Below are 16,835 nucleotides of genomic sequence, written 5' to 3' on the forward strand. Positions count from 1 at the left end.
GGTGTTTATATAAAAGATTTCAACAAAAGTAAGCTTTAGGATTCCGGTTTTAGGGGTCTTAGGGCTTACTTTTTTTATTCTCCAGCAAAGAATTTGTCTATTTTTGCCGATATAGAAGATATATCCACATCAGGAGATATTATAACAAATGGAGTGAGGAGGCTATTTCATCGTGAATGAAAATGAAATGAAAGGAAACAAGATGAAAAAAATGAGAAAAAATGTAACGAAGAGAAAAGCGACGTCAATTCAACTTAAGTGGTCATCTGTTATATTAGCTATTGCAATCGTGCCGCTCATGGTAGCGACCATATTTTTACTTGATTATTTCGGCAATGTCACACGCACAGACAGTGAGCAAATGGCGCAGGACACCATTAATACGAATACATTCCGGATGGATGAGTGGCTATCCAATAAAACCTCGTCCGTAAAGGATCTGGTATCCCAGCACCCTGAGTTCGACTTTACAAATCCGGCAAGTATCTTCCCTGTGATAGAAGTGCTGGAGGAAAGTGACAGTGAGACAGAAGGTTACAGTGTCATCAGTAAAGACGGCCAGTTAACTAATATGATGAACATGACCGCAAGTGTAGCAGATGCGAGCTATTTCTTGAAAGCGAAAGAAACGCATGCGCCTGTGTTGGGGGAAATGTCCTATCTGGAGCAGCTTGATAAATATATCATTCCGATTGTAGTTCCTGTCATGGATAAGGATAAGCAATTTATGGGAGGTATTGTCTTCTCGATTACTCCTGAAGTTCTTGCCCAAATGAGTAATGAAATTACTATGGCGGATACCGGATTTGGATACGTAATCTCAAATGATGGCATGTATTATACTTATCCAGACGTCAGTCGTATGGGCAAAAAAATTACCGATTACGCTAAAGAGCCGGCTCTTCAGAAGGTCGTTGACAAGATTTTGAGCAACAAAGAGGGGTCCGAAACTTATAAGGGCGAAGATGGTAAGAAAGTCATTACATACTTTAAGACCATTCCAGATACTGACCTGAAGCTTCTTGTAACAGTACCGGAGAAAGAGGTTTTTGCCAAAGTGACCTCTGCACAAAGAACAGCAATGTTCATCTTATTGGCAGTTATACTCGTCATAATTTTTGTTTCTCTCTACCTTACTCGCCTTATCGTTAGACCCATTAAAGCTATTTCCTCCACTATGAAAAAGGTGGCAGAGGGTCATCTGAATGAGAGGGTTAAAGTGCAATCCGGAGATGAAATCGGCGAGATGAGTCAAAATATCAATGATATGATTGAGACACTCTCCGGTATTGTCAACAAGATTGATACAACGGTAGTGGAGGTTTCTTATTCCTCAGAAGGAATGCTGAAATCGGCTCAACGGTCGTCTTATACTTCAGCAGAGGTAGCAACAGTTATCCAAGAAGTGGCTCAAGGAATGGAAGAGCAATTCAGAGGCTCGGAGCAATCGGCAAGAGCAACGGAAGAGATGGCCGTAGGTTTGCAACGTATTGCTGAGTCCTCTGCAGCGGTATCAGATCAGGCTGAGACGGTCAACTCAGAAGTAGAGAGTGGCTATTTGGAAATCCAATCTACACTGCAACAGATGGCTGTTATCAGTTCCACAGCTAATCAGACAGCCGAGATGATTGGTAAATTAAGTGAGCAATCGGAACAGATCGGACAAATTGTGGATGTAATTTCTGAGATATCCAATCAGACAAGCTTATTATCTTTAAATGCTTCTATTGAGGCTGCCAGAGCTGGGGAACATGGCCGTGGCTTCGGTGTAGTTGCGAATGAGGTGAAGAAGTTAGCGGAGCGGACGAACAGTTCCATCATTAGTATAGTGGAGCTGATCGGCGGCATTCAGTCTTCGACAACAAGTGCAGCGGATTCCATGAAGAAGAGTATTGAGGAAATTGGCGATGGAATGGGAAAAATGCAAAACGTCGGTGTTTCCTTTGATCATATCCGTTCTTCGATCCGTGAAGTATCGTCGCAAATACAGGATGTGTCAGCAATTAATGAAGAGATGTCAGCTGGCACAGAAGAAATAACGGCTTCTATATCCGATATGCTCGGAATAGCTAAAGAATCTGCTGAGAATGCTCAGGCGGTCTCATTAGCTTCAGCGGAGCAGACGGAGATTATGAAGGATGTCGTGTCCTCGGCGGAATCACTTAATGAAGTGATGTCTGTGCTGAAAGAAGAAATCGAGAAGTTTAAAAAGTAGGAGATAAACTGAGATTCATCTCCTTATAATACAAAAAATCGCTCTTTGGGAGCTGGTGGGCTTATTTCACCAATTCCCAAAGTAGCGATTTTTTTTGTTCTTTATGAGATTAAATGCTTTCTTCCAGCTGTAGACTCTCGATGCCTGCACGTACAATATTGCAGGAGTTGTTCAATTTCTGGGTTTCCTCTGTATTTAAATTAAGCTCCAGCAGCTCTTGAATCCCAGTGTTGCCTATAATGGCGGGCACACCCGTGCATACACCACTATGTCCGTATTCTCCATCCAGAATGGCGGATACGGCGATAATTTTGTGCTCATCATTCAGGATCGAACGGGTAATGTAGGCAAGTGCGCTGCCAATCCCGAAATGTGTGGAGCCTTTACGGGTGAAAATTTCCCAGCCGGCATCTTTTGTCTTGCGGGAGATATCCTCCAGATCCAGATGCGGGAACCGCTCGCGATGCTGATCCAAAATTTGTAGAATAGGCTTGCCGCCAATTGTCACATGGGACCAAGCTACAAATTGAGATTCGCCATGTTCACCTAACGCGTAGCCATTAACACTACGCGGGTCAATGGAGAACACATCGGAGAGCAGTGTTTTTAGGCGCGACGAGTCAATGGAAGTTCCGGTACCGATAATTCTGTGGCGAGGCAGACCTGATATTTTCCAGACCATATAAGTGACAATATCGACCGGATTAGCGGCGACTACGAATATTCCATCAAATCCCCCAGCCATGATGTTGGTAATGATTTCTCTAGTAATAACAGCAGAGGCTTCCAATACGTCAAGTCGGGTCTGCCCGGCTGTTGGATTAGCACCAGCGGTTAAGATAACTACATCCATCTTTGCACAATCGCTATAGGTTCCGGCATATACCTTTGTGCGTGTGCTTGTGAAATCCATACAGTGCGAGAGATCAAGTGCTTGTGCCATAGCCCGATCATAGGTGCGGTCGATCATCATTATCTCGTCACAAATGGCCTGATTAACCATGGAGTAAGCACAGCTTGAACCCACCATTCCGGCCCCGACGATGGCTACTTTTCTCGATTTACTTTTCAATTGCCTTGTCCTCACTCTCTAAAAGTTATACGCAGTATAGGTTTCCAAATGATATTTATTTCAGCATTAAGGTCTTTTGGAAGCTTATCGTTAGGTATGCTTATAGTTTAACGTATCCCTTCGCAGGTTACCTGACATCGGACTTACAAAGAGTATATTTTTTCTTTTTAATGCTGAATAGGTGACATAATGAGTTAGATATTTTAGGTGATCTATCCCTATAGTGTATGTAAAGTACTAAAAGAGGATGTAATAAGAGGATGGCTAATTGATGTCAGAAAAGGGTGAAAAGTAGAAAAAAGCAGAGGATATAACATAAGCTTGAGTTACAAGAGGTAAGAAGTCATCTCAAGGATATCGGGTAAGCACCCTGAGATGGCTTCTTAGGATCATTGTTGACAATCATGGCTGGGGCAGCAGACTCCCCGAGGAAGTCATAGCCTTATAACGCTTGAACATAAAAAATCTCCAATGAACAATCATGCCGAAGGCTAAAATAAAGAACAAACCACCGGACTGTGGGATAGACACATAACGGTTAATAAATTCATGGAGTAAAGTGCGGACTAGAAGAAGTCCGAGCAGGATAAACGCAAAGCTCTTGGAGCGTTGAGCATAAATTTGTCCATCACGTTGTTCAAAATGGGTGCTGCGTATAAGAGGATACGCGAAGATGAACCAGCCAATCAGAAAGGCGACTGCCGCCCACCATAATGGGAACCTGACCGCAGGTGCTACAAACATGGCAAAACCCGTCGACATACCGAGAGGTGGAATCCATATTTTTCGAATGGTAACCGGACGTGCGCTTGCTTTTAGACGAATGAAAATAACCATCAGCGCCATGAACAAAGCTCCTAATGTAGAGCCAATATGTAGAAGCGAGGGGTTTATGTTACCCATGATACACGACCTCTCTATGATTTCAGTCACTTGTATCTTCATTATAACAGAAAAACGATGGCAAAACATTGAAGTGTATTGGCTCCATACCCGCTACAATTCCAGCTTAGGAATTTTTTCTTAAAGGAGCGATACATACAAAAATCCCCGCCAGAGCATACTCTGACGAGGATTTATTGATGTGAATATTATTATCTCAGCCCAGACTTACGAACGGCTGCGTCCACTTGTCGAGCGGAGAATAAGGCTCACGATAAAGATCAGCACAACGGCACCGATCAAAGAAGGGAAGAAGTAGAAATCACTTACTTTAGGTCCCCAGCTTCCCAGAAGCACGCCACCGAGCCATGAACCGATAATACCAGCGATGATATTACCGATAACACCACCAGGAATATCTCTTCCCATAATCAGACCAGCCAACCAACCAATAACCCCACCAACGATTAACATCCATAGAAAACTCATGTTACTTCAACTCCTTCGTTTTGTTGTTTGCGATGTCTACTATTAACCTTTGTGACCATCTTTAAACCACATGGAAAAACTTACTTCTTCCGGAATAGTTAGGGAGTAGGCTCTAAATGCAGTTTCGATAATGTATTACAACTATAAACATGCTATAGTGAAAAAATATTATAAAATTATGAGTAAACCCCTATTAGTAAAGGGTAAGTAAGAAGTAATACAATACATAAAGATAAAGGAGCCACTATTATGGAACGGGCTAATGAGGCATTGTTTTATGTAGGAACGTATAACTCTGAGAATGAGAAGGCGATTCAGTTATGTGCGCTTAGTCTTTTATCGGGGGAAATGAGAATTCTTGAGGGTACCGAGGGAATTGAGAACCCATCGTTTTTAGCTGTGAATAGTGCAGGCAGCGTGTTGTATGCAGTTAGTGAGAAGGATCAAGGTGAGGTTTACGCATATGCAATTGATCCCGCAACTAAAGCGTTGCAATCACTTGGAAGTCGTTCTACGGAAGGCGGCGCTCCTTGTTATGTCTCCGTTAGTCCTAAGGAAGATTACATATTCGTCTCCAATTACTCGGGAGGCAATGTTAATGCTTTTCCTGTAAATGAAGATGGTTCGCTTCAAGAAATGTCCGACCAAGTAAAACATGTGGGTTCAGGCATTCGTGAAGACCGTCAGGAGGCTCCGCATCCGCACTCTGTCATTCCGGACGCAAGTGGTAGACATGTGCTGGTGTGCGATTTGGGACTGGATCAAATTGTGATCTATCGCCCTGAAGAGGGCAAACTGGTAAAACATCGTGAGCTTAATCTGCCACCTGGTTCAGGTCCGCGTCATCTGGCGGTGCATCCCTCTGGACAATGGATCTACCTGGCGAATGAACTGAATTGTACAGTAACGGCATTTGCTAATGATGAACAGGATGCAAATCTAAATATTTTACAGCATCTTAGCACGCTTCCTGATAATTATACTGCTGGTAGTGACGATACAGCTTCCGATATTCATGTCTCCCCTTGTGGCAGATTCCTGTATGTCTCCAATCGCGGACAAGACAGTATCGCCCTGTTCCATATCGATGAATTAACGGGTCTGCTTGAAGCGGTGGATTGGCAGGTTACCGGCGGGCGTACTCCGCGTAACTTTGCAATTATTGGGGATAAGCTGCTTGCTGCTAATCAGAATAGTGATAATATTACCTCGTTCTCCATCGATAGTGAGAGTGGCAGATTAATCCCTACAGGAAATGAATTGGAAATGAAGTCACCTGTTTGTGTGCAAGCGTTGTAGGCTGAGACTAGGTTATTGTATGTCGTAAAAATAAGGGCTATTCCCGTAATCCATTCATTTTTTCGTGAGTGGAGGTTGGGAATAGCCCTATTTTGCAAATGAAGACCTAAGGATAATAGCAAGTGATTGTTAAAATGTATTTCTGATACCTAAATCGTAAAAACCGATGTCATCAAGCATGATCCGGTCGCCTTCTTCTTCAAGATAGAAGGTGATTTCCGTCAGGTTGTCAGGATCCAGCTCTGGTTCTTCCTCCTGAAATTGTTCGAACGGCATCTCGTAGGTTTGAAATACAGCTTCGGAAAGGTCGCCGTATTTGCCATCGTTTATCCGCTCTTCAAGCCATGGGAATAACGTGAACTGAGTTTGTGGAAGTGGCAGTATGTCCATTACTTCATCCAGCTTCAAGCGTGCTGAGGTATCGTTATGGTCAGTTAACTCCACCTCAACCTTTGGAGGTTGTGGAACATCCATTTCTTCATTCATGTCGTCATTCAGATTTGCCATGGAGAACGTAAGGCCATCTGCCCCTAAAAGAGCAGTTTCAGTACGGACACTGTCGTTAAGCTTAATGTTGTAATAAGCTTCTTCGTTTTTGCTGGCTGTGCGTTCAAGGACAACACCATAGGTGGCTTTGCTTTTCGACTCCCGGTCTTTAGCTAACTCTTCTGACCAAGAAATACCCGATGCTGCTGCTGTTCCCAGTTCTACAGTGTTTTTGTTACGGTCATCGTCAAATGTGGCTACAGGACGATATCCCCCGCTTTGGAATCTATTGTAGTAGGCGGTATCTGGTAACCACTTCAGCCCGCTGCGATAATCCCGGAACAAGCTTTGGTATTCCTCTTTTTCATGCAAGGTGGTCTCTAAGAAAGCTGATACATAGACCTTGGCAATTTGCCGTTGTTTGTCTGCATCCATGATTTGTGTCCGATTTAAAAAGAGTCCAGCTGGCAAGGTCTGATCATACCCGCCCCAATCGCTGTTGAATTGACTGTGATTGGCATCCGCAATATACAGCGAGCTTTTGAAAGCAGATGATCCTTGGGAATAGGAAGTGCGTATATACTGCCGATCACCATAGAAATCATGTACATCTCCATCGCGGGCTCCCTGCAAGGTCAAATAATTGATGTCTTTGAGACGGGCTTGCTGGTCATCTATTGTTTTGTCCGTCGGTGCAAGCGCGATTACAGAGGTTATATTAAAGCGATTAACTGCCGCCATCACCGGATCATCCTTAAACCAACGAGTGGCATCCGCGGCCATAGCTACGGCTTGTCCTCCGCGGCTATGGCCGAGCAGGGCGGTTTTTGTGAAATCTATTTTCTGATAAAAAGGACTGCCCGGATCATCTGAAAAATCTGCTAGCTGCTCTAAATGTTTCAGTAGGATCCAAGTACGTACTTTAAAATCATTGTCCGGAATGCCGGACCAAGCAGAATAATTCAGGAAATTCTCATCGAGCGAGATCGCGATAAATCCCCGGCTTGCCAATAGTTCGCCGAGATAAGCGTACCCGCCATCAGAGTAATCTTCCATCATATGATTGCCGTGCACCATCAGCACTACTGGATATGGACCTTCACCTTCTGGCATCCATACGCGACCATTCAGGGGAAGTGCCTTATAATCGAAACCCCAGAATAAAGTGCGCAGCTTTGACCAATCCTTAATATAAGCAGAAGCATCGGCCGTAGAGGATATCAAGCTTGTATCCTTGCCGTATTCGGCACGATGAAGATCGGTACCACTGGCATAGGTGAAGGTCTGATAAGCTAGATTGCCTGGTATTCCCGGATCAGAGGCTGTCAGTGGAACGACTTCCGTATCGTTGATATCGACCGACTCTGAAATAGGCAGTTCTTGTACTCCGCTTGCCAGCGCAAGTGGGGAAAAAGTCACCGCCACTGTTAGCAGAAGCCCTAGTGTTATTCTTTTGCTGCGGAGCAGGCCGATGGCTAGTCCGCCTAATGCCCCTAGCAGTGCAAGCACGACCGCGATGACAACCGCGGCTTCAATCTCAAAATCTGCGTAATATAAGATTAGTAGAATAGCTCCAAAATCACTCAATACACAGCCTGCAAATAATCTTGGGATACGCAGTCCGGTCAACGCTAGCAGAACAGCTAAGATATTGCCGGAAATCGCCAGCAGGACAGTGCCTGCACCTGCAGCAAGAGCGATATCGGTAGGTTTACCTAATCCAGTAGGAATGCCTAACACGGCTGTACTAAAGGCTAAAAAGCATACTATCCAAAGACCGGCTATAGCTGTTCTCCAAACTGCTGTATCGTAACGGTAGGTTCCCCTAATTCTTCGTCCAATTTCTTGAGCCATACGTCTGTGGAGCCGTGGTTTCAACGGCGCAGGGACGTACTCTAACTCCATACCCATGACTCTCTCCCCTGACATAAAGCGGTATTTTCTCTTAACCCATAAGCTGTAGCAATAATATTACTTTATAGCATCAATAACAAGTGGATCTTACAGGAACCGACCCCATAGCTTGTACGGTGTGATGTGTGGGAGTTTTCTTTGACATAGGCTGGAAAAAAAGGTTTGACACAGTTAAAGGGTTTCAGTATTATATCCATATAAACCAACTAAGTAGATAGGAATAATTGAAGAAAGTTCTTACCGTACGAACGGAGGAACGCCTGCATTAGGCTCGCAGACACGGTCTTAGGACCGGTTTGACCTGCCATACGTAGGCTTTCCTCCGTTCTTTTTGTGTTACCCAAGGGTTTGTCTGGTACGAAAAAACATGGGGGAGTGGAAGAGATGAAGAAAAAGATGAATAAAGGGCTTCTTGTAGGGTTTAGCTTGTTGCTGACGGCAGGGCTTACTGCTGCTTGCGGCAGCAATAACAATAACGGCAATAGTGCTAGTCCGGCAACAGACGCACCAGCAACAACCAATTCAGCGGAGGCCACAAATGCGGCTGAAGCAACAAAAACTCCATCTAAAGATCCAGTAGAACTACTGAACGTCTCATATGACCCTACTCGCGAATTGTACGAGAATTATAATAAAGCTTTTGCTGCCTATTGGGAGAAAGAAACAGGACAGAAGGTCACCATTAAACAATCCCACGGTGGATCAGGGAAACAAAGCCGTGCTGTGCTTGATGGTCTGGAAGCGGATGTTGTGACATTAGCACTTGGTTATGATATTGATGCCTTGCAGGAAAAGGGACTGATCAATGAGGGCTGGCAAAGTAAATTCGATCATAATAGCTCGCCTTACACCTCGACTATCGTGTTCCTTGTACGCAAAGGGAATCCGAAAGGAATCAAGGATTGGCCAGATCTGCTCAAAGAGGGCGTAGAGGTTATTACACCAAACCCGAAAACATCAGGTGGAGCACGCTGGAACTACTTGGCAGCTTGGGGCTACGCACTTGACCAGAACAATAACGATGAGGCTAAGGCTGAGGAATTTGTAAAAGAACTGTTCAAGCATGTGCCAGTGCTGGATACCGGCGCGCGTGGATCTACGACAACGTTTGTGGAGCGTGGAATTGGTGATGTGCTGATCGCATGGGAGAATGAAGCCTATTTATCTGTGGAAGAGCTGGGACCGGACAAATTTGATATCGTGAATCCTTCGGAGAGCATTCTGGCTGAACCGCCAGTAGCTATAGTAGATAAGGTTGTGGATAAAAGAGACACGCGTGAGGTATCCGAGGCGTACTTGAAGTACCTCTATAGTGAAGAGGGACAAAAAATCGCGGCTGAAAACTACTACCGTCCTACATTAGATAGCGTGAAAGAAGAATACAAAGATAAGTTCCCGGAAATCAAGCTGTTCACATTGGCTGACAAATTCGGAACCTGGAAAGAAACGCAAGAGAAGCATTTTAATGATGGCGGGATCTTTGACAAGATTTATGTGCCAGGTGCCAAATAACAGATGAATGAAACGCAGGATGTAATCATTGAGATTTGTCCCGGTAGGGGCTGATCGGCTAAAAGGCCGAAGGCGAGAAAGGATGAATAGGGGATGAATGTCACCACTACGGCTACACCAGCAGCAACACGGCGCAAAATACTGCCCGGCTTCGGGCTGACGATGGGCTACAGTGTACTATACCTGAGTCTAGTGGTTCTACTGCCACTTTCGGCGCTGCTGTTCAATTCTACAGGTCTGAGCTGGGCGAAATTCTGGGATGTAGCTACGGACCCGCGGGTATTAGCCTCGTATCGTGTGAGCCTGTCGACAGCTGCTGCGGCCGCTTTTGTAGATGCAATTCTAGGACTTTTGCTGGCGTGGGTACTGGTACGTTATGAATTTCCGGGCAAAAGAATATTTGATGCGCTGATCGATCTCCCGTTTGCCTTGCCGACAGCTGTAGCCGGTGTCTCTTTGACGGCGCTCTATGCAGGCAATGGCTGGATTGGGTCTTGGCTTGAGCCGCTGGGATTAAAGGTGGCATTCACTCCGCTCGGGATTACCTTGGCTTTGATGTTCATCGGCATACCGTTCGTTGTCCGGACGGTGCAGCCGGTGCTGGAGGATTTGGACAGAGATATGGAGGAAGCTTCGGCAACCCTTGGCGCAGGCCGCTGGAGAACCTTTCGCTCAGTAGTACTGCCTGAGCTGTTCCCGCCACTGCTAACAGGTTTTGCTCTAGCTTTTGCCCGGGGCATCGGTGAATTCGGCTCCGTCGTATTCATCTCCGGTAACATGCCGATGAGGACGGAGATTGCTCCGCTGCTTATCATGTCTAAACTGGAGCAATATGATTATGCCGGAGCTACCGCCGTAGCCCTGCTATTGCTCTTCATTTCCTTCCTTATGCTGCTTGTTATTAACACACTTCAGCGCTGGGTTCGTAAGACTTCTCGTTGAGGGTAATCTCCGTGACAGCTGACATCCGATCATGTTCAAACTTACTCGGAGACAATTCGTATCTGTTGTCGATACTGCATACTCGAAGTATCTTGTCTTCGTAAAACCCTTAAAGGAGGAATAATTTTGGCCGGTACCGTCCCCCTCTACACCCCCCGGCTACAAAAGAATGCGTCCTCGTCCGCGACAACAGAAACCCCAATTGTAAAATGGGTGTTGATCGGAGCGGCTGGGCTAGTCCTTTTTTGGCTGATTGCTCTGCCATTAGTTGTTGTGTTAACCGAGGCGCTGAAGAAGGGCTGGGATGTATATATAGCTGCCCTGACTGATCCGGATGCCCGCTCAGCGCTGCGATTGACGCTGCTTGTTGCAGCGGTAACGGTGCCTCTGAATACCTTTTTTGGTGTAACAGCGGCGTGGGCTGTAACCAAGTTTCGTTTCCGCGGCAAAGGGTTTCTAATTACCTTGATTGATCTCCCTTTTGCAGTTTCGCCTGTCATCGGCGGTCTAATCTTTGTGCTCGTCTTCGGTGCTAACGGATGGTTTGGTCCTTGGCTAAGCGCACATGATATCAAGATTGTATTTGCGCTTCCGGGTATCGTGCTAGCCACGTTGTTTGTGACGTTTCCTTTTGTAGCGCGTGAGTTAATCCCGCTGATGGAGGATCAGGGTACACAGGAGGAAGAAGCCGCAATTACACTCGGAGCACATGGGTGGCAAATCTTTTTCAGAGTCACACTGCCTAATATTAAATGGGGATTACTATACGGCATTATTTTGTGTAATGCGCGGGCCATGGGTGAGTTTGGTGCGGTTTCTGTGGTGTCCGGGCACATACGTGGGGAGACGAATACGCTGCCGCTGCATGTTGAGATTTTGTATAACGAATATCAATTTTCAGCATCTTTTGCAGTAGCTTCTTTGCTCCTGTTATTGGCTTTGGTAACGATGATTATTAAAAGCTGGTTGTCGCGAAAAAATGCCCATTGACATGACTTTTAGTTCCATGCTAAGTTAATTCATAGTATACTGGTTGGTAATAACGGAATTGAAGAAATAAGGAATTTAGGCGGATACAATCCTTTGGTGAGAAAGGGAGGCTAGAGAATGGCTAAACCGCTGAAAGTGGACGATTTATGGCTTACGCGGATTGCAGGACTTCTGGATGATATGGAATTTGGCTCATTGCATATTGTGGTGCATGAAGGTCAGATTGTTCAGATGGAGCGTACGGAACGCAAACGGTTTGAGAATAGCAGTGGCAACGCAAATGGACGTTATATTGGTGAAAACGGCGGCCGGCGGGCCGATTCTCAATCCGCGGGACGTTGATTCAATCTCTGGGCAATCATAAAGATATATCTCATCTTTTTGGATAAAAGATTATGGAGTTGTCACATAAGCCACGTAATGGCTGCTGGGGCAACTCCTTTTCTTTGTATGCTTGGATATTCTGGCACGTATGACGCATCCCATCGGACTCAGTTAACGCTAAACGCAGTATTATGCCACATTTGCCACGCTAACGGACCGCATAGCTGCTATTGGCATAAAAAACACCACATATGGACCTGATTCTAAGCAATAACGTCCCTGGAGTCCGAAACCACGCTCCAAAAGCTGAAAAGGCGCAAATAACGTCATCTGGGTCCGTAGGTCGCAAGGAATGATGAGTGTTGAAGCAGACCGCTCATGAGTAAGAACAAAGCAATATGTCATCCGGGTCCGTAGGTCGCAGGAATGATGAGTGTTGAAGCAGACCGCTCATGAGTAAGAACAAAGCAATATGTCATCTGGGTCCGTAGGTCGCAGGAATGATGAGTGTTGAAGCAGACCGCTCATGAGTAAGAACACAGTAATATGTCATCCGGGTCCGTAGGTCGCCGGGAATGATGAGTGTTGAAGCAGACCGCTTACCAGTAAGAACACAGCAATACGTCATCTGGGTCCATAGGTCGCCGGGAATGATCTGTCTTTTTACGACTTTTACAAATGATTCGGCCCGTGGGACAGCTACATATTTTGATGTTGCAGGTACGTTTGTTAATAACGAGGGGCTTGGCGTGAGGCGGATACGCCCTCCATTAACAGGATGAACGCAGTGATGGCATGCATAATCCAACCAACGATCGGAATAAAAGCTAAAATCGAGGTGATAATGCCCAGAACGTTACCCATGAATGGTTTATGCTCTCTCTGCAGCACAACAATGGCTACAGCGTGGAGCAAAAAGGCAATGGCCAAAGGGACCCAACCATTTGCAATGATAAAGAGTCCGCCGATCAACGGCAGAGCCAGAAAAGCTTCATAAAGGCATGTTCCCCATTTGAACAGCTTGGCTACAGGAGACATAATGCTTCACCCACCCTTTTATAAATATTGTTACAGATACTATTCCACACAGTCAGTAAAGGAATTCAAGAATATAAAACTTATCCCTCAGTTTCAAAAACATCCCTAGCAGTGAGCCTTGCCTGTGAACCATGCAGTCGTATATAGTGGGAACAGCAATGCTGAACGGAGGAGTGCGGGTGGAAACAACAAGAAAGCTTGATATACGCCATGAACAGCCTTCAGTGGAACAGTATTTGGCGCTGAGAAAAGAAGCTGGGCTGAGTGAAATGAGTGTGGAAGGTGCAGCGATCGGTTTGCCTCGTTCTATTTTTGCTGTAACCTTGTATGAGGAGAATAACCTAATCGGGATGGGGCGGGTGATTGGCGATGGGGGATGTTTTTTTCAGGTCACGGATATCGCGGTCAAGCCTTTACATCAAGGACAAGGTTTGGGAAAGCTGATCATGCGGGAAATCAGAGAATTCCTTAATACTGTACCAGACAAGGCGTATGTAAGTCTGATTGCAGATGGAGAAGCCTCGAAGCTCTACGCACAATATGGTTTTGAATCGGTTATGCCACGTTCTCAGGGAATGTTTTTGCGTCGCTAAGCTAAGGCGAATACATGCTGCTTTTTTTAGTAGAGAGTGCCCCTTGTATTGGTTAAGGGGTTTTTGGTCTGAAAGCGGGTTAGTAGGTGCGATCTGGTTTCGATTGGATCTCAGGGGATAAATAATGTTTAAAGGCTGTAAGGGAAAAGCTATTCAGATGAGCATCAAAAAAATAATTGAGCAGAAGGCTGCACGATAATGGCTTTGCTCGTAGAATGTGAGGAACAACAAGATGGATGTTGTAATATTGGGCGCTTCAGGAACGATTGGAAAGGCAATTGTACAGGAGGCATTAAAAAGAAAACACGAAGTAACAGCTGCGGTACGCAATCCAGAGTCAATAACTCTCGAACACGAGCGTTTACATGTAACAACGGTGGATATTCTTGATCCGGCTTCAGTAACAGCTGCAGTCCGTGGCCATGAAGAGGTAATCAGTGCTTATGGACCAGGAGCGGGGCAAGAGCAGGATCTGATTACGGCGGCAAAAGCGTTGGTGGAGGGTATGCAGACGGCAGGGTTAAATCGGCTGTTGGTTGTTGGAGGTGCAGGTAGCTTAAAGACTGAAACTGGAGAGCTGCTGATGAATACACCGGATTTTCCGGAAGAGTTTAAACCAGTTGCAGAGGCGCATGCGCAGGCTTATGAGATTTACAAAAATACAGAATTGGATTATACGTATCTCAGTCCTGCTGCGGTAGTTCATCCAGGTCGTCGTACAGGTCATTTCCGCATCGGATTGGACCGTCTTATTCTAGATGAGAATGGTGAAAGCAAGATTAGTGTGGAGGATTTCGCTGTAGCTATGGTGGACGAGCTGGAGGAAGGGAATTTTAGTCGGGCCAGATTTACTGTCGCTTACTGATATCAGACTTGCGCCGGACTTGCGCTCGGACTTGTACTTGGAATTGCGTGTGAAGCTTTGGAACGGTAGATAGCGGAAAGGGGCTAAATCATGTATCTGGTAACTGCTGAGCAAATGAGGCAGCTGGACAGCGAAACGATCCAGCAGCTGGGGATTCCAGCGATTGCGCTGATGGAGAATGCGGGAAGAGTTATCGCCGAGGAGATCATCACGCTTTGCCGGGAGAGAGGCGGGGCAGGCTGCAGGAATGCAGCCGAAAGGAACGATACCGGGCTAAGGGAGGCCGCGCTGGGTGGCACAGGCAAGGCATTTAAGGTCAGCGCAGATCATGCGCTGACGCTTGCCTCTGCCGCAGCCGAGCGATGGTTCATCCTCGTCGGCAAAGGCAACAACGGCGGCGATGGCCTCGCCGCCGCACGGTACCTTCGCGAGACCGGCATCGCCGTCACGCTCGTCTATGCGGTGCCGCCGGATTCGCTCTCCGGCGAGGCCGCCCTGCAGCGCGATGCGGCTGCAGCCATGGGCCTGCCTGCCGTAGTATACGGCAGGGATCGGCTGGACCTTGCCGAGTGCAGCGGCATCTTGGATGCGCTGCTCGGCACCGGCGGCGCGGGAGCCCCGCGCGGCGCCTATGCGGAGTTGATTGCCGCAGCGAACAGCAGCGGCAAGGTCATTGTGTCCGCGGACATCCCCAGTGGTCTGAACGCGGACACAGGAGAGACGCATGAGCCTTGCATTCATGCGTCAGTGACGGTATGCCTCGCGTTTCTCAAGCGAGGCCTCCTGCAATACCCCGGTGCAGGCGCAGCGGGGCATGTCAAGGTACGGGCCATCGGCATTCCGACTGCTCTGGCTCTTAACAGCGGTGTGCAGGCACACCTGCTGACACCGGAAGTGCTGCATGCCCATCTGGGTGTCGATCTGGCCCGGCGGCGATCGCCTGAAGGCCATAAGGGTACTTATGGGCATGTACTCCTTGCCGCCGGCACCCTACGGATGAGCGGTGCTGGACTACTCGCAGCCCGTGCTGCGCTACGCACGGGCTGCGGACTGGTGACGTGGGCGCTTCCTAAGAAGCTGTTACCTTCCGTCATCGGTGTTGTTCCTGAATTGATGCTGGCTGATGTAGGTGGCAGTGAAGAGGGAAACTGGGTGGCTGAGACCGTGTCAGAGCTACTGAAGTTAAGCGAAGAGCGAGATGTAATAGCTGTGGGTCCTGGTCTTGGACGGTTTCCGGGAGATACAGATTGGCTTCGCAGTCTTTGGGAAGGCAGTGATTGCCCGCTGGTTATCGATGCGGATGCCTTAAATATTCTGGCTGACTCCGATTATAAGAGTTGGGTGCGGCGTCATTCTGTAATTCTGACCCCTCACCCAGGTGAGATGGCTCGTCTAGCCAACCTAACTACGGCTGAGGTCCAGCGTGACCGGATCGGTCTGGCTATGGACTATGCCAAGGAGCATGGGGTTACACTTGTGTTAAAAGGAGCACATACCGTGATAGCAACTCCTGAAGGGCAAGCTTATGTAAATACCACAGGCCATCCCGGCATGGGCACTGGTGGAGCCGGTGATGTGCTAACGGGCATGATTTCCAGCCTGCTGGCTCAGGGACTTCATGCTACGCAGGCAGCAGCTTTTGGGGTATACCTGCACGGATTAGCAGGAGAGAGAGCAGCCCGTCAGCGGAATAATCCGGCGGCTATCATTGCCGGAGATATCATTGAAGCGCTTTGAATACACCTAATAAGGTTTATGACAGCAGTAAACAGAGCAGTGGCAGAAACAGGGCGAATACTGGCAGCAACAGAGGGAATCTTTCCACACCAAGCTGGGTCACTCGAAGAATGAGCAGTCCCAGAATTCCACCCAGACCCCATAGCAGATACTCTGCACCTTGTTCCGCTGCCAGCCATAAACCTGCGCCGAAACCCGTGACGACGTATACAGCCAGAGGCAGGATTTGCGATTTCGAACGCAGAATATGCAGTAGTATATCCGCTACTAACGCCGCAGGCAATCCATAAGCATAAATGGCATAAGGAATCGATAGTGGCCAGCCTTCAGGGATTCCGTCGGATTGTGGAAATCCAAGCATAAGTAAGGTAACAAGGACGTAGGTTAACCCTGCGCAGGCTAATTTGGTTAATGCGTACATGCCACTGCTCAGGCGGACAGAAGAGATATCATAATCGTTTATCTTATTCATTTGAT

At 47.0% G+C, this 16,835-nt stretch carries 15 protein-coding genes; 9 read left to right on the forward strand and 6 right to left on the reverse strand.

Features of this window, described 5'->3' with window-relative positions:
• The first annotated feature begins 172 nt into the window (after window positions 1–172).
• Window positions 173–2,215: a methyl-accepting chemotaxis protein gene (locus MKZ16_RS02175; RefSeq protein WP_235219477.1), complete on the forward strand. Its 2,043-nt coding sequence runs from the start codon at window positions 173–175 to the stop codon at window positions 2,213–2,215.
• Between the two features lie 109 nt (window positions 2,216–2,324).
• Here MKZ16_RS02175 and MKZ16_RS02180 read toward each other — a convergent pair whose 3' ends face one another.
• The 3 genes from MKZ16_RS02180 to MKZ16_RS02190 all read right to left on the reverse strand — a co-directional run bounded on the left by MKZ16_RS02180 (window position 2,325) and on the right by MKZ16_RS02190 (window position 4,658).
• Window positions 2,325–3,287, reverse strand: coding sequence for an L-lactate dehydrogenase (locus MKZ16_RS02180; protein ID WP_036682652.1), 963 nt, complete (start codon window positions 3,285–3,287; stop codon window positions 2,325–2,327).
• A 402-nt stretch (window positions 3,288–3,689) separates the two neighbouring features.
• Window positions 3,690–4,190 (reverse strand): cytochrome c biogenesis protein CcdC, encoded by a 501-nt coding sequence (locus tag MKZ16_RS02185; RefSeq protein ID WP_036682651.1) that lies wholly within the window; start codon window positions 4,188–4,190, stop codon window positions 3,690–3,692.
• Window positions 4,191–4,397: 207 nt separating this feature from the next.
• Complete coding sequence (locus MKZ16_RS02190) at window positions 4,398–4,658, reverse strand: GlsB/YeaQ/YmgE family stress response membrane protein (protein WP_036682650.1); 261 nt, start codon at window positions 4,656–4,658, stop codon at window positions 4,398–4,400.
• 249 nt (window positions 4,659–4,907) lie between these two features.
• Between MKZ16_RS02190 and MKZ16_RS02195 the strand changes: the two genes are divergently transcribed.
• Window positions 4,908–5,957: a lactonase family protein gene (locus MKZ16_RS02195; RefSeq protein WP_076103835.1), complete on the forward strand. Its 1,050-nt coding sequence runs from the start codon at window positions 4,908–4,910 to the stop codon at window positions 5,955–5,957.
• 129 nt (window positions 5,958–6,086) lie between these two features.
• Here MKZ16_RS02195 and MKZ16_RS02200 read toward each other — a convergent pair whose 3' ends face one another.
• Window positions 6,087–8,354 carry a hypothetical protein gene (locus MKZ16_RS02200; protein WP_076103836.1) on the reverse strand — a complete coding sequence of 756 codons (2,268 nt, stop codon included), beginning with the start codon at window positions 8,352–8,354 and terminating at the stop codon, window positions 6,087–6,089.
• Window positions 8,355–8,741: 387 nt separating this feature from the next.
• Here MKZ16_RS02200 and MKZ16_RS02205 point away from each other — a divergent pair, with 387 nt between their 5' ends.
• The 4 genes from MKZ16_RS02205 (at window position 8,742) to MKZ16_RS02220 (ending at window position 12,143) form a co-directional block, all read left to right on the forward strand.
• Window positions 8,742–9,869, forward strand: coding sequence for a sulfate ABC transporter substrate-binding protein (locus MKZ16_RS02205; protein ID WP_036682645.1), 1,128 nt, complete (start codon window positions 8,742–8,744; stop codon window positions 9,867–9,869).
• A 93-nt stretch (window positions 9,870–9,962) separates the two neighbouring features.
• Complete coding sequence (gene cysT, locus MKZ16_RS02210) at window positions 9,963–10,811, forward strand: sulfate ABC transporter permease subunit CysT (RefSeq protein ID WP_036682643.1); 849 nt, start codon at window positions 9,963–9,965, stop codon at window positions 10,809–10,811.
• 126 nt (window positions 10,812–10,937) lie between these two features.
• Window positions 10,938–11,801, forward strand: a complete 864-nt coding sequence (gene cysW / locus MKZ16_RS02215; protein ID WP_036682641.1) for a sulfate ABC transporter permease subunit CysW — start codon at window positions 10,938–10,940, stop codon at window positions 11,799–11,801.
• 117 nt (window positions 11,802–11,918) lie between these two features.
• Window positions 11,919–12,143: a YezD family protein gene (locus MKZ16_RS02220; protein WP_036682638.1), complete on the forward strand. Its 225-nt coding sequence runs from the start codon at window positions 11,919–11,921 to the stop codon at window positions 12,141–12,143.
• A gap of 711 nt (window positions 12,144–12,854) precedes the next feature.
• Here MKZ16_RS02220 and MKZ16_RS02225 read toward each other — a convergent pair.
• Window positions 12,855–13,163, reverse strand: a complete 309-nt coding sequence (locus MKZ16_RS02225) for a hypothetical protein (RefSeq protein ID WP_038568468.1) — start codon at window positions 13,161–13,163, stop codon at window positions 12,855–12,857.
• Between the two features lie 179 nt (window positions 13,164–13,342).
• Here MKZ16_RS02225 and MKZ16_RS02230 point away from each other — a divergent pair, with 179 nt between their 5' ends.
• From MKZ16_RS02230 to MKZ16_RS02240, 3 genes are all read left to right on the forward strand, one after another.
• On the forward strand, window positions 13,343–13,756 hold the full coding sequence (locus MKZ16_RS02230; protein ID WP_235219476.1) for a GNAT family N-acetyltransferase: 414 nt from the start codon (window positions 13,343–13,345) through the stop codon (window positions 13,754–13,756).
• A gap of 232 nt (window positions 13,757–13,988) precedes the next feature.
• Window positions 13,989–14,621, forward strand: a complete 633-nt coding sequence (locus MKZ16_RS02235; protein ID WP_076103839.1) for an NAD(P)H-binding protein — start codon at window positions 13,989–13,991, stop codon at window positions 14,619–14,621.
• Window positions 14,622–14,711: 90 nt separating this feature from the next.
• Window positions 14,712–16,358 (forward strand): bifunctional ADP-dependent NAD(P)H-hydrate dehydratase/NAD(P)H-hydrate epimerase, encoded by a 1,647-nt coding sequence (locus MKZ16_RS02240; protein WP_076103841.1) that lies wholly within the window; start codon window positions 14,712–14,714, stop codon window positions 16,356–16,358.
• 16 nt (window positions 16,359–16,374) lie between these two features.
• Here the strand turns inward: MKZ16_RS02240 and MKZ16_RS02245 are convergent, their stop codons facing one another.
• The gene (locus MKZ16_RS02245) at window positions 16,375–16,830 is read right to left on the reverse strand and encodes a hypothetical protein (protein WP_051491252.1); all 456 of its coding nucleotides are present in this window, start codon (window positions 16,828–16,830) and stop codon (window positions 16,375–16,377) included.
• Between the last annotated feature and the right edge of the window lie 5 nt (window positions 16,831–16,835).

Origin of the sequence: Paenibacillus sp. FSL R5-0928, from assembly GCF_037970385.1 — a bacterium.
In the GTDB taxonomy this organism is placed as follows: Bacteria; Bacillota; Bacilli; order Paenibacillales; family Paenibacillaceae; genus Paenibacillus_AQ; species Paenibacillus_AQ odorifer.